The sequence below is a fragment of the Paenarthrobacter sp. TE4293 genome, assembly GCF_050435325.1.
Lineage (GTDB): Bacteria > Actinomycetota > Actinomycetes > Actinomycetales > Micrococcaceae > Arthrobacter > Arthrobacter nitroguajacolicus_C.
In genome coordinates, this window is the sequence record NZ_JBNJRY010000005.1 from 345,452 (window position 1) to 358,341 (window position 12,890).

At 63.6% G+C, this 12,890-nt stretch carries 12 protein-coding genes; 5 read left to right on the forward strand and 7 right to left on the reverse strand.

Annotated elements, in window-relative coordinates; genetic code table 11:
- Window positions 1-18 precede the first annotated feature (18 nt).
- Window positions 19-279, forward strand: a complete 261-nt coding sequence (locus QF015_RS12735; protein WP_310211077.1) for a DUF4235 domain-containing protein — start codon at window positions 19-21, stop codon at window positions 277-279.
- An 88-nt stretch (window positions 280-367) separates the two neighbouring features.
- On the opposite strand, the gene mnhG is transcribed toward QF015_RS12735, so the two are convergent.
- Genes mnhG through QF015_RS12765 form a run of 6 tightly spaced genes read right to left on the reverse strand, consistent with a single transcriptional unit; the run spans window position 368 to window position 6,682 of the window.
- The gene (gene mnhG / locus QF015_RS12740) at window positions 368-760 is read right to left on the reverse strand and encodes a monovalent cation/H(+) antiporter subunit G (RefSeq protein ID WP_310211081.1); all 393 of its coding nucleotides are present in this window, start codon (window positions 758-760) and stop codon (window positions 368-370) included.
- Entirely contained in the window at window positions 750-1,028 is a 279-nt protein-coding gene (locus QF015_RS12745; RefSeq protein WP_310211084.1) for a monovalent cation/H+ antiporter complex subunit F, read from the reverse strand. The genes mnhG and QF015_RS12745 overlap by 11 nt, the downstream gene beginning before the upstream one ends.
- Window positions 1,025-1,591 (reverse strand): Na+/H+ antiporter subunit E, encoded by a 567-nt coding sequence (locus QF015_RS12750; protein ID WP_310211087.1) that lies wholly within the window; start codon window positions 1,589-1,591, stop codon window positions 1,025-1,027. Before QF015_RS12750 ends, QF015_RS12745 begins: the two co-directional genes overlap by 4 nt.
- Window positions 1,588-3,171, reverse strand: a complete 1,584-nt coding sequence (locus tag QF015_RS12755) for a Na+/H+ antiporter subunit D (protein ID WP_310211091.1) — start codon at window positions 3,169-3,171, stop codon at window positions 1,588-1,590. The genes QF015_RS12750 and QF015_RS12755 overlap by 4 nt, the downstream gene beginning before the upstream one ends.
- Window positions 3,168-3,668, reverse strand: a complete 501-nt coding sequence (locus QF015_RS12760; protein WP_310211093.1) for a Na(+)/H(+) antiporter subunit C — start codon at window positions 3,666-3,668, stop codon at window positions 3,168-3,170. Before QF015_RS12760 ends, QF015_RS12755 begins: the two co-directional genes overlap by 4 nt.
- Complete coding sequence (locus QF015_RS12765) at window positions 3,665-6,682, reverse strand: Na+/H+ antiporter subunit A (RefSeq protein WP_429389431.1); 3,018 nt, start codon at window positions 6,680-6,682, stop codon at window positions 3,665-3,667. Before QF015_RS12765 ends, QF015_RS12760 begins: the two co-directional genes overlap by 4 nt.
- A gap of 202 nt (window positions 6,683-6,884) precedes the next feature.
- Here QF015_RS12765 and QF015_RS12770 point away from each other — a divergent pair, with 202 nt between their 5' ends.
- The 3 genes from QF015_RS12770 (at window position 6,885) to QF015_RS12780 (ending at window position 10,041) form a co-directional block, all read left to right on the forward strand.
- Complete coding sequence (locus tag QF015_RS12770) at window positions 6,885-8,288, forward strand: MFS transporter (protein ID WP_429389433.1); 1,404 nt, start codon at window positions 6,885-6,887, stop codon at window positions 8,286-8,288.
- Between the two features lie 65 nt (window positions 8,289-8,353).
- Window positions 8,354-8,836, forward strand: a complete 483-nt coding sequence (locus QF015_RS12775) for a cation:proton antiporter regulatory subunit (protein WP_310211104.1) — start codon at window positions 8,354-8,356, stop codon at window positions 8,834-8,836.
- 5 nt (window positions 8,837-8,841) lie between these two features.
- Window positions 8,842-10,041: a cation:proton antiporter gene (locus QF015_RS12780; protein ID WP_310211106.1), complete on the forward strand. Its 1,200-nt coding sequence runs from the start codon at window positions 8,842-8,844 to the stop codon at window positions 10,039-10,041.
- A 60-nt stretch (window positions 10,042-10,101) separates the two neighbouring features.
- On the opposite strand, the gene dcd is transcribed toward QF015_RS12780, so the two are convergent.
- Window positions 10,102-10,677, reverse strand: a complete 576-nt coding sequence (gene dcd, locus QF015_RS12785; RefSeq protein ID WP_011776299.1) for a dCTP deaminase — start codon at window positions 10,675-10,677, stop codon at window positions 10,102-10,104.
- Window positions 10,678-10,817: 140 nt separating this feature from the next.
- Here dcd and QF015_RS12790 point away from each other — a divergent pair, with 140 nt between their 5' ends.
- A complete protein-coding gene (locus tag QF015_RS12790) occupies window positions 10,818-12,848 on the forward strand; it encodes a CAP domain-containing protein (RefSeq protein ID WP_429389436.1) in 2,031 nt (676 codons plus the stop codon).
- The last annotated feature ends 42 nt before the right edge of the window (window positions 12,849-12,890 follow it).

A 12,890-nucleotide genomic window follows, 5' to 3' on the forward strand; every position in this document is an offset into this window, starting at 1 on the left:
GACGGCTAGGCTGGGGGCATGAACCTCTTCTTCAAGCTGATCGGTGCCGGAGTAAGCCTCGGAGCGGGCTTCGTAGGCACCAAACTCGTCAACAAAGGGTGGGAAAAGGCCACGGGCAACAAACCACCCCTGGGCAACGACGACATGGAAACGAGCCTGCGTTCAGCTCTGACCTTTGCGCTGATCTCAGCCTTCGTCAGCACGCTGATCCAGGTGCTGGCCAGCCGTGGCACACAGCGTGCCATTGCACGTTTCGCCAAGTCGCAGGACATCGTCTGAGCATCACCCCCGGACAACGGACGCGGGGTCGCCTTCCCTCCACAACAGTGGACCGGAAGCGACCCCGTATTCGTTCCAACGTCAGTTCCTAGCGGTCGTTCCCGGGCTCCTGCCCGGCAGCCGCCCGTTGGACAACCGCTTCGAGTTCGTCCTTGGTGAGCATCTCGCGGTGGCCGTGCTTGGTCCGGTAAGCGGAACGGCCCACCATGTGCGCGGAAACGGGAGCGGTCAGCAGCTGGAAAATCCACGCCACCAGCAAGACCGGCCACACCCACCAGGTGCGCATCTGCAGGCCGATCGCAGCGAGCATGAGGAACAACCCCAGGACCTGGGGTTTGGTGGCTGCGTGCATGCGGCTCATGAGGTCCGGGAAGCGCAGCAGGCCGATCGCTGCCCCCAAGGACATCAAGGCACCCACCACCAGGAACACAGCGGTGACAGCATCGATCACGGCATCCAGGCCGGTCGCATCAGGACTCATTGCTCTGTTCCCTCCGTTCAGCCACGAACCGCGCCACGGTCACGGAGCCGATGAACCCGATCACGGCGAGGGCTACCAGCAGCATCAGGTTGTTGAGGTGCCGGTTCATCGCCATGTCGATCGCCAGCGCAGCACCCAGGATTGCCAGCAAGACGTCTGAGGCCAGCACGCGGTCCAGCAGGGACGGGCCTATGGCGATTCGGACGATCGCACCTGCGGCAGCCAGGCTGAGAATTACTGCCGTGGCCACGAGAATGATTTCCTTCACCGTGTTGCCCCTTCCATTCCCGGATGTTGTTCGGTTCTGAGGGCTTCGACTTCTTCGGGCGTGCCCATGATCCGGATCAGCCGGGCTTCGATGGTTTGGACTTCCGTGCGAATCTTGTCGATGTCCGCTTCCTGGTAAATATTGAGCGCGTGCAGGTAGAGCGTGGATGTCGACCGGTCCACTTCCACTACCAGCGAGCCGGGGATCAGGGAGATGACATGTCCGGTCGCCGTCACCATCAAGTCGGAGTGGCTCCGCAGCGGAACGGCGACGACGGCGCTGCGCACCTTGGGCCCCTTGACCACAGCCAGGAACAACACCAGGAAGCTCGCTGCCACCACTTTGGCGAGGAACATCAGGGCGAAGGGAACAGCGCGCAAGATGTTGAACCTGCCGCTCAGCTCCACGGGCGGGAGGTAGAACAGTTTGGCTACGAGCACCGCGATCAAGGCGCCGAACAGCAGGTTTCCCGGACTGAAGTCGCGCCATAAGGCACCCCAAACGATCACCAACCAGATGAGCAGGGGGAGCTCGGTGCGGAACGAAATCGGTTTACGGCTCATTTGGCACCACCCGTCTGCACTTCTTCCGATGGTGCAAGCGGTGGGACCTCCACTGAATCACCCAGGACAGAATGGATATAGGCCGAGCGGTCCAGCATGATCCCTGCGGAGCCATCGGCAACCTGGAAGAGCGGACCGGCGAAGACCGTCAGCGCGACGCCGAAAACCACGAGTCCCGCCGTCGAGCCAACCATGGTCCGGGGCAGCACACCCACATTTCCCGGGGTTTGAAGCACGGGGTCCGGGTACTCAGCGTCTTCGGGCTTGCGCCAGAAGGCCCTGTTCCAGACACGGGCGATGGCCAGCAGCGTCAACAAGCTGGTGACTACGCCACCCACCACCAGTGTGATGGCCAGGGGCGTCCCCAGTTCCACTCCGGCCTGCAGGAGGCCCAGCTTTCCCAGGAAGCCGGAGAATGGTGGAATGCCGGCCAGGTTCATGGCCGGAACGAAGAACAACAAGGCCAGCAGCGGCGAGAGCTTGGCCAAACCACCCAGCCGGTCAATGGACGAGCTGCCGCCCCTGCGTTCTATGAGACCTGTGACCAGGAACAGGCTGGTCTGCACGGTGATGTGGTGCGCAACGTAGAAGACTGCGGCGCCCAGCCCGGCAACGGAACTCATCGCCAGTCCGAACACCATGTACCCGATGTGGCTCACCAAGGTGAACGACAACAAACGTTTAATATCGCTTTGCGCCAAGGCACCCAGGATGCCCACCACCATGGTGAGCAGCGCCACCACCATGAGCGGAACGTTCAGGGTGTCCCCCGGGAACAAGAGCGTTTCCGTGCGGACCATGGCATAGACACCCACTTTGGTCAGCAACCCGGCGAACACGGCCGTGACCGGTGCCGGCGCCGTGGGATAGGAGTCAGGAAGCCAGAAGGACAGGGGGAACACAGCGGCTTTGATGCCGAAGGCCACCAACAACATCACGTGCAACAGGTTTTGCGTGCCTTGGTCCAGTTCGGCCAGTTTGATGGCCAGGTCGGCCATGGTGATGGTCCCCGTAGCCCCGTAGATCATGGCGATGGCGATGAGGAACAGCACGGACGACACCACGGACACCACGACGTAGGTGACACCGGCACGGATGCGCGGTCCTGTGCCGCCCAGGGTCATGAGGACGTAGCTTGCCGTCAGCAGGATCTCGAAGCCGACGTAGAGGTTGAAGAGGTCGCCGGTGAGGAACGCGTTGGACACGCCCGCCACCAGGATCAAGTACGTAGGGTGGAAGATCGAAACGGGTGCTTCCTGGTCGCCATCGGCCATCCCCTGGCCGGTGGCGTAGATCAGCACGGCGAGGCTCACCACGCTGGACACCACCAGCATGAGTGAAGAGAACTGGTCCACCACCAGGACCACGCCCCATGGCGGCAGCCATCCACCCAGGGTGACGGACGTTGTGCCGCCGTCCCATACCGACACCAGGAGCAGGCATTCGAGCAGCAAGGTTGCGCTCAGGATGCCGATGCTCACGACGCGTTGGGCAGTGTGGTGGCGGATCAACAGGAACGCCAGCGCGGCACCCAGAATCGGCAGGAGGACAGCTAGCGGCGACAGGTTTGCGAGGTTCACGCACTGCCTCCTTCCTGGGTTTTTGCAGTGTTCGGCGTCTCGGTGGCTTCCGGGTGGCCATGGTCCGGGGTGCTGGCGGGGGTGACGGCGAACTCCGAGGTCTCCAAGGGCACAATGGCGTCATCCTCGGCGTCGAAGCTGGGCGTCTTGGCCACGCGGCGGTCTTCAAGGTCGTCCTGGATCTCGTCCTGCCGCGCAAGGACCCAGGTCCGGTAAATGATGCCCAGCATGAAGGCCGTCACCGCGAAGGAAATGACGATCGACGTCAGGATCAGTGCTTGGGGCAGAGGATCGTTGTAGGCGTCAGGGCTGGTTTCCTTGCTGAACAACGGCGCCAATCCCGCATATCCCCCGGTGCTCAGGATGAGGATGTTGGTGGCATTGGCCAGCAACATCAGGCCCAACAGCACACGGGTCAGGCTGCGCTCCAGGATCAGGTAGATGCCGCAGGCGTACAGGACACCCATAACGATCAGCAGGGTCAGGTTGATGCTCATGCGTTACCCTTCCCGGACGCAGCGGATTCAGCGGCTTCTTCGGCAAGGTCGGCGTGTCCGGCAGCATCTTCCTCGGCCAGGGGCGCACCTTTGCCTTCAAAGTGCTCGTCGATTTCGGCGCCAAGGCTGCGGAGGACGTCGAGCGCCAATCCCACCACGACGATGTAGACGCCGATGTCGAAAATGGTGGACGTGACGAATTTGATGTCGCCAAAGACGGGCAGCCAGAACTCGATGATCGCGCTCTGGAAGACCTGGCCGCCCAGGAACAGCGGCACGACTCCGGAGGCTGCCGCCGTCGCAAGTCCCGTCCCCAAAAGGGTTCCGGCACTGACTGTCGCTGCCTCGCTCAATTCGAACCGGCCGCCTGCCAGGTAACGGATGGTCAGTGCGAGTCCTGCGGTGAGGCCGCCCGCGAAACCACCGCCCGGGAGGTTGTGTCCGGCAAGCAGGAGATAGATGGAGAAGACGATCATCGAGTGGAAAATGAGCCTGGTGACCACTTCAAAGATGATGGAGCGCCGCTCTGGCGCCAGGGTCCGTCCGGCCACCAGCCAGGCGTCCCGGGACACGTCGGTGAACTTCTTGGCCACCGCCAGCGTCGCACCGTCGCGGGAGTCGCGTTCGACGCCGGTGCGGCGCCCCACGCTGCCTTCCGGCACGGCCTCTGATGTCTTGATCCGGTCACCGCGGCTGCGGACGAAGATCAGGCTGGCGACACCGGTGGCGGCGATTGCCAGCACCGAGATTTCACCAAAAGTGTCCCAGGCGCGGATGTCCACCAACGTCACGTTGACCACGTTCAGGCCGCCACCGCCCTCGTAGGCCAGACGGGGGAAGTCCAGGGAAATCGGTGTGGCCACACGGGCCCCCATGGCGTAGATGGCCACGAAAATCATGGTGATTCCGAAGGCCGCCCCGATGATCACGCGGATCACCCGCAGCCTGCCACCTGTCCGGTCCCTCAGTTCAGCGGGCAGGCTGCGCATGGCGAGGACGAACGCCACCAGGACAATGGTTTCGACCAGCATCTGCGTCAAGGCAAGGTCTGGAGCGCCCTGCAAGGCAAACATGAGAGCAATGCCGTAGCCCGTCACGGATACCATGAGCACCGCGAGGAAACGCTTGTTGGCCCGCACAGCGGCCAAGGCACCCACCACGATTCCCGCTCCCGCAACCATTTGCAGCGGAGAGTTGGGGTCGATGAAGTAAATGCCTTCGGGCAAGGGCTTGTTGGCCGCGATCAATGCCGCCAGGGGCACCGCGAAGGCGGCAGTCAGGATGACCGTGAGGTAGAAGTACAGCGAACCACGCTGCGTGCGGCCGGTCACCCAGACGGCGATGTCGTCCAAGGCGCCAATCGTGTTTTGGTAGGCGCGGTCTCCGTCGACCCAATCGGGAACCAGTCCTTGGAGGCGGGAAACGACGTTGCGTCCGTAGAACATCGCGGCACCGGCTGCGAACGTTATCGCAGTCAAGCCCAAGGCCGGGGTAACGCCGTGCCACAAAGCCAAGTGCCCGGCGTCGACGGCGTCCGGACGGTCAGCGAACAGCGCCGCGTATGGCTGGATCCATGTGTCGACGGGAGCCGGCCACACGCCGTAGGCGATGGTGAGGAGGCTCAAAATTGCCGGCGCGGCCAGGAACGCGGGCTTGATGGGCTTGAACGGCGCAGCTTCCACGCCCGGCTTGGTGGCGAACGCGCCCCACATGAAGCGTGCACTGTAGGCGAAGGTGAGGATCGATCCGATCACCAGGCCCACCAGAATCCAGACACCCCAGGCCGGAGCATCGTGGCCCGTGCCGTAGTGGACGAACGCTTCGAACACCGATTCCTTGGCAACGAAGCCCGCCAGCGGTGGCACGCCGGCCATGGACGCTGCTGCGATCGCTGCAACTACTCCCAGGGCGCGCGACGAGCGGAAGACACCGGAGAGCTTGCGGATATCGCGTGTTCCGGACTGGTGGTCGATGATGCCCACCACCAGGAACAGCGCTGCCTTGAACAAGCCGTGGGCAAGGAGCAGCCCGAGCCCGGCAAGCGCGGCGTCGGCCCGTCCCAAGCCCACCACCATGGTGAGGAACCCGAGCTGGCTGACCGTTCCGTAAGCAAGGATGAGCTTGATGTCGGTCTGGCGAAGGGCCCGGTACCCACCCACCAGCATGGTGGCCAATCCGAGTCCCATGACCACCGGCAGCCAGAACTCCGATTCGGAAAAGCCAGGTGCCAGGCGGGCCACGATGTAGATACCGGCCTTCACCATCGCGGCAGCGTGCAGGTACGCGCTCACGGGCGTGGGGGCGGCCATCGCGCCGGGCAGCCAGAAATGGAAGGGAACAAGCGCCGATTTGGTGACCGCACCGGCCAGGATCAGTACGACGGCGGCAGCCACCGCACCTGCCATGGGTCCGGCCATGAGGGTTGCGGCTTGGTCCAGAATCGCCGAGATGCGGTAGGTTCCGGCCGCTTGGCCCATGATGATGAGCCCGACGAGCATCGCGAGGCCACCAGCGGTGGTGACCATCAGTGCCTGCAGCGCCGAGCGGCGTGCGGCCAAACGGGTGCGCGCATAGCCGATCAGCAGGTAGGACAGGATGGTGGTGAGTTCCCAGAAGATGAACAGCATCAGGAGGTCGTCGGAGGTCACCAACCCGAACATTGCTCCGGCGAAGGCCAGCAACTGGGCCCCGAAGCCGCCGAGGTCTGCGTCCTTGTTCTTGAAGTACCGCGCGCAATAGACCAGCACCAGAGAGCCCACCCCGAGGATCAGGAGGGACATCACCCACGCCAACGGATCCATGCGGAAGGCCAGCTCCAGCTTCAAGCTGGGGATCCAGGGAAGGACTTCTTCTATGCCACCACCGGAATATACGGGCTGGTACTGGAAGAGGAGCCAGATGAAGGCCGCCGCAGGGACTGCTGCCAGTGCGTAGAACGCGTTCCTGCCGAGTTTCCGGAAGATCAAGGGCGCCACAGTTGCCGCTGCAAAGGTGATGGCGAGAACTGTGATCACTGTTTTCTCCGCAAAGTCAGGAACGAATTGTCAAAAGTTGGAGCAGGCGGTCATACGTTGGGTTCGGTTTACCTAGTTTATCAAGGGGGAAGGACAGTTTTTCGCCAAGGATGCGGGCAGGAGGTTACGTTTCAATCCCCTGTTCTCCACATGGCGGTCTGTCATCCGCGCACCGTTCTCCCCGCCGCTATAGCATCAAGCTATGAACGCGGCCGCAGTTCCCGAAGCCTCCCACCCGACATCCGAGCTCGCCTCCGGACCCGTCGCCTCCAAGAAGGGCCAGATCCTCGCTTGGGCGTCCTGGGATTGGGGTTCGGCTGCCTTCAATGCGGTCATGACCACGTTCGTTTTCACCGTGTACCTGACCTCCAATGCTTTCGGCGGAGAAGACGCCGCCTCCGCCGCACTCGGTGCCGCCCTGGCCATCGCGGGCCTGGCCATTGCGCTGCTTGCTCCAGTCACCGGACAACGCTCCGACGCCGGCGGCCGCCGCAAGCTGTGGCTCGGAGTCAACACTGCCGCCACCGCCGTGCTGACGGCACTGTGCTTCTTTGTGTACCCCCAACCGGAGTTCCTCTTGTTGGGCGTCTGCCTCATCGCCCTGGGCAACGTCTTCTTTGAATTCGCGGGCGTCAACTACAACGCCATGTTGGCGCAGATCTCCACGCCCAAGAACATTGGCAAGGTCAGCGGCTTCGGCTGGGCGATGGGCTACCTGGGCGGAATCGTGGCCCTGCTGCTCGTTCTGCAACTGTTCGTCCAGCCGTCTTTCGACTGGTTTGGCGCCTCCACGCAGGACTCCCTCAATATCCGGCTCGTGGCTGTCTTCTCTGCACTGTGGTTCTTCATCTTTGCCCTCCCCGTGATGTTCGCGGTCCCTGAAGTGCCGGCGAAAAAGGCCACCGCTTCCTTGGGATTCCTGGCCTCCTACAAACTGCTGCTCCGGCGCATCGGCGCCATCTACCGGACCAGCCCGCACACCATCTACTTCCTGCTCTCCAGCGCCATCTTCCGCGATGGCCTCGCAGCCGTGTTTACCTTCGGCGGCGTCATCGCTGCGGGGACCTTCGGTTTCGAACTCAAGGAAGTCATCTTCTTCGCCATCTTCGGCAACGTCGTCGCAGCTGTCGGAGCCATTATCGGCGGATTCCTGGACGACAGGATCGGCCCGAAGTCCGTCATCGTCCTGTCTCTGCTCGGCCTCCTCATCGCGGGAACGTTCATCCTGGTGCTGGGCAACGGTGACTACACCTTCCTCGGCAGTGCGTGGCCCGGAAGCAACACCTTCTGGGTCTTCGGCCTGTTGCTCTGCCTGTTCGTAGGTCCGGCGCAGTCCTCCTCCCGCGCCTACCTGGCCAGGCTTGCACCGGACGGGGAAGCCGGCGAACTGTTCGGTTTGTATGCCACCACGGGGCGGGCAGTCAGCTTCCTTGCCCCCACCCTTTTCACCCTCTGCATCGCCATCGCCTCTCCACTCGTCGCCGAGGGCGAGGCACAGCGCTGGGGCATCCTGGGAATCATGGTGGTGCTCCTCGCGGGCCTCCTGGTGATCCTGCCGGTCAAGCCCCCAGCGAAAGTGGAAATAGCCGTAGTACCAGAGCGTTAACTACATAGGACCGGTTGAGGGCGAACAACGTACCGGACCGGTTCAACAGAGTTTAGGGTGGAGCTATGAACGTGGATGAGACCGAACTCCCGGGCCTTGGGGTCCGCAAGGATTTCGTTACGGCTTCGGGCCGTCGTATCGGTGTAGTGGAACTGAGGGAGGGCGAAACCGAGCTCTTCGTCTCAACATGGGATGACCCTGACACCTGCCAGGCATCCATTCCGTTGACGGCCGATGAGGCGTCCACTTTGGGGAATCTCCTGGGCGGCCAGCACATTGCCATGAGCCTGGCAGAAGCGCACCGCGAAGTACCGGGCATCGTCACCCGGCAGTTCTCCATTACGCCCGACTCCCCGTTCGTGAATCAGCCCATGGGCAAGGCGCAGATCCGCACACGCAGCGGCGTCTCGATCGTGGCGATCATGCGCGAAGGTGAGGTCGTCCCCTCGCCTGCACCCGACGTCGTTCTTCACTCCGGTGATTTGCTGGTTGCGGTCGGTACGCAGGAAGGTCTTGACTCGGCAGCCGACATCCTTCGCAACGGCTGAACGGGATGGACCCGCTCGCACTAGCCCTCGTTGAACTGGGGGCCGTCGTCTTCTGCCTCGGCCTCCTGGCTCGGTTAGCGGGCCGAATCGGCATGTCCCCCATCCCTCTGTACTTGGTGGGCGGCTTGGCGTTCGGCGCCGGCGGGTTCGTCAAGCTGGACGGCATGCACGAGTTCGCCCACCTCTCCGGCGAAATCGGTGTGATCCTTCTGCTGCTTATGCTCGGACTGGAATATACGGCCTCGGAACTGGTCACTGGCCTGCGGCGATCCTGGCAAGCCGGTGTCATGGATTTTGTCTTCAATTTCCTCCCAGGGGCAGGCTTGGCCGTCCTTCTTGGCTGGGGACTCGTCGGCGCCATCGTCATGGGCGGCGTTACGTACATCTCCTCGTCGGGCATAGCGGCCAAGGTCATCACCGACCTTGGCCGGATCGGTAACCGCGAGACTCCGGTAGTCCTCTCCATCCTCGTTTTCGAAGACCTGGCCATGGCCATCTACCTGCCCATCCTCACCGCCATTCTTGCGGGCGTCGGATTCCTCGGCGGCCTGCAGACCGTGGGCATCGCCCTTGCGGTCGTCACTGTGGTTCTGGTCATCGCCCTCAAGCACGGGCACCGGGTTTCCCAAGCGGTTCACAGCGAGAATTCCGAAGTGTTCCTGCTGAACGTCCTTGGGCTTGCTCTTTTGGTGGCCGGTATAGCATCAGCCCTTCAGGTGTCTGCTGCCGTGGGTGCGTTCATGCTGGGCATCGCCATTTCAGGCGCCACGGCCCACAACGCCACGCGGATCCTTGAGCCACTGCGGGATCTTTTCGCGGCAATCTTCTTTGTTGCGTTTGGACTCAATACCGACCCCACGTCGATTCCGCCCGTCCTGGGTTGGGCCCTCGTGTTGGCCGTCGTCACCGCCGCAACCAAGATGCTGACGGGGTTCTGGGCCGCCCAACGCGCAGGCATCGCCGTACCCGGCCGTTTCCGTGCCGGTGCCGCCCTGATTGCCCGTGGTGAATTTTCGATTGTCATCGCAGGGCTGGCTGTTGCCTCGGGCGCTGTTCCCGACGAGCTCGCCGCCCTCGCAACGGCCTACGTGCTCATCATGGCCATCCTGGGTCCGCTGGCCGCGCGCTTCGTGGAACCCGTAGTCAAGGCCATCCGCAGAACGCCGGGCGCCCCGCCCCGCACCGCCGAGCGCACCCCCGCCTAGACCCCCAGCCTCCTGCATCGCCGAGAGGCAAACCCCTCGGCGCAGCGCACTAAGGGAACGCTAGATGGACGTCCGGTGGAAGTTCTGGTGGCTGCGGCTGGCAGTGGGGCCGCGCTGACCTTGGTATCGGTTGCCGTATTCGCCGGAACCGTAGGGGTGTTCGGCCGAGGACGTCAGCCGGAAGAAGCACAGCTGCCCGATCTTCATGCCGGGCCAGAGCTTGATGGGCAGGGTGGCTACGTTGGAAAGTTCCAAGGTCACGTGCCCCGAGAAGCCCGGGTCGATAAAGCCGGCCGTAGAGTGCGTCAGCAAGCCGAGCCGACCCAGGGAGGACTTACCCTCAAGGCGTGCAGCGATGTCATCGGCGAGGCTCACGGTCTCGTAGGTGGAGCCCAGGACGAACTCACCGGGGTGCAGGATGAAGGGTTCGTCCCCTTCCACCTCCACCAGCCGGGTCAGCTCCGGCTGTTCCTCGGCAGGATCGATGTGGGCGTATTTGTGGTTGTCGAACAGCCGGAAAAACCGGTCAATCCTGACATCCACGGAAGACGGCTGCACCATCGCGGGGTCGTACGGCTCAAGAACAATCCGTTGGGAGTCTATTTCGGCACGTATGTCGCGGTCAGAGATCAGCACAGCATCAAAAATACCCCATGCGTCCTACACCCGGTGCATTGTCCGGGCGGCCCCGTGGGACTATAGTTCCCGGACATGTAGAACCGCGCCCGTACCTGGGGGCAACGAGCATTCGCGGGGTAATGGTGAAAAAACTGGCAGTGCCGGCTTCTATTGTGCTGGCCGGAGCGCTCGCCCTCTGTGTGGCAGCCTCCAGCCAGATCCTGCCGGCAACAGAAACCGCCCCCGGCGGCAACACCACTCCCTCCGCCAGCGTCGAGTCAGGGCTGACCGCACCTGAGTCAAGTACGACGCCGGACGCCGCACCTTCCGCGGATACCCCCGCGGCCGGCGACGTCGTGGACCCCACGACTGCGCCCACTCCGGACACTGAAACAGAAAGCCCGATGCCGGGTAGACCCATCGCGGTAGATCCGGTGATCGAGACACCGCCTCCGGTGCCGAACATCGGGCCTTCCTGGGGCCCGGATGGTCCGTCCACGGAAGGCACGTCCCCGGAAAACCCGGACAACCCGGGGGCCACGGAACCCGCCGTCCCCGATCCCGTGGAGCCGGCGCCACCACAGTCCTCGACGTCGGCGGCTCCGGCCCCGTCAGCACCTGCCATTGGCCCGATCCCGTCAGGTACGCCGTCGCAGACAGCCGGCCCAACGCCGTCCGCATCACCAACAGCCACCCCCAAGCCGTCGGTGACCCCGACCCAGACGGCTGGCCCCACGGCGTCGCCGTCCCCAACGGCCACCGCGACCCCGACAGCGTCCGCATCACCAGCGGTCACGCCGACACCAGCACCACCCCAGACGGCCTCCGCCGCACCCACGGCGCCAACCCCCTCCCCCACACCAAGCACCCCGTTCCCGGGCAAGGCCCCCAGCGGCGACACGGACCCCGACAACGGCGCACTGGCACTCCTGCCGGACAGCAACACCGCCGCGATCCTGACGGTGTTCAACGCGATCAACAGTTATCGCGCGTCCCTTGGCCTGGCCCCCGTGAAGTACCACGCGACGGTGGCGGGCCTGGCCCAGGAGTGGTCGAACAACATCGCGACGCGTGAAGTCATCCAGCACCGGGCCAACTTCTGGACCGACCCGCGGGCGCTCAATCCGAACAATGGAGCCGGTGAGGTCATCGCTGTCCGTTGGGACCGTGACGCCGCCCAGCTGGTGGAATGGTGGAAGGGTTCCCCGGGGCATGATGCCCTGCTGCGTGATCCCCGGTTCAACGTCATGGGCATCGGCATCACCTACACAGACGGAAATTGGCAGACCACCCCGAACCGGTACACGCTCTGGGGTGTGGTGAATTTCTTTGGTTACACCACACTCCCTGCCGGAACCACCACGGCGCCCGGGGGCACGGTCACTCCTCCCACGGATCCCGTGGGAGCCTGCCAGCCGGGCGATAAGTACCAGCCACCTACCGTTAACCTCAGCAGCGCCTCAATACGGAGTGCCGCTGACCTGGTCTCCGTCAAAGCGGATGGAACGGTGTATTCCTACCCCTCTTTGGGGAATGCAAAGTATGGTGCGGCCCGCAAGATCGGTGTCGGTTTCACCGGGCTGAAGGAGCTGTTCGTTTCCGATTGGGATCGGGATGGTGTCTTTGACCTCATCGCCCAACGCACCGACGGAGCGCTTCTGGTGTACCCCGGCAGGCAGACAGGTGGCTTCGGTTCGCCGGGGGTCCTTGGCCACGGCTGGCAGTCCTTGAACATCGCGGTAGGTAACTGGTGCGCCAACAACCGCCTGCCTCAAATTGTGGCCATGGACGCGTCCGGCGGACTCTGGCTCTACAAGAATGCAGGGCTGACGTACATTCGCTCCCAGGCGGCGATCGGCACCGGCAACAAAGCCGTCCGGCTCAGCATGGTCGACTACAACGCGGACGGTTTCCAGGATCTCCTCACTGTTGAACCCAACGGTTCCCTGCGGTTGTACCGCGGCACCGGGCTGGCTTCGCCCAAGCAGGAAGCCAGGCCCGTCGTGGGTGCGGCGTGGACGGACTACTCCGGACTGCGCTCCTTGAAGGGCGTCACGGGGGCGGGCACTACCGGCATCGCAGGCCTGGGCACCAATGGGGTTCTGGAGTATTGGGACCTCACCTCGGGAAGGCTGACGACGCCGATAGCGGTGGGCGGCGGTTGGACCGGCTTCAAGCTGGCCCAGTAGGCAGAGCCCACCAGACCGAGCCCAAGAGCCCACCAGCCCAGC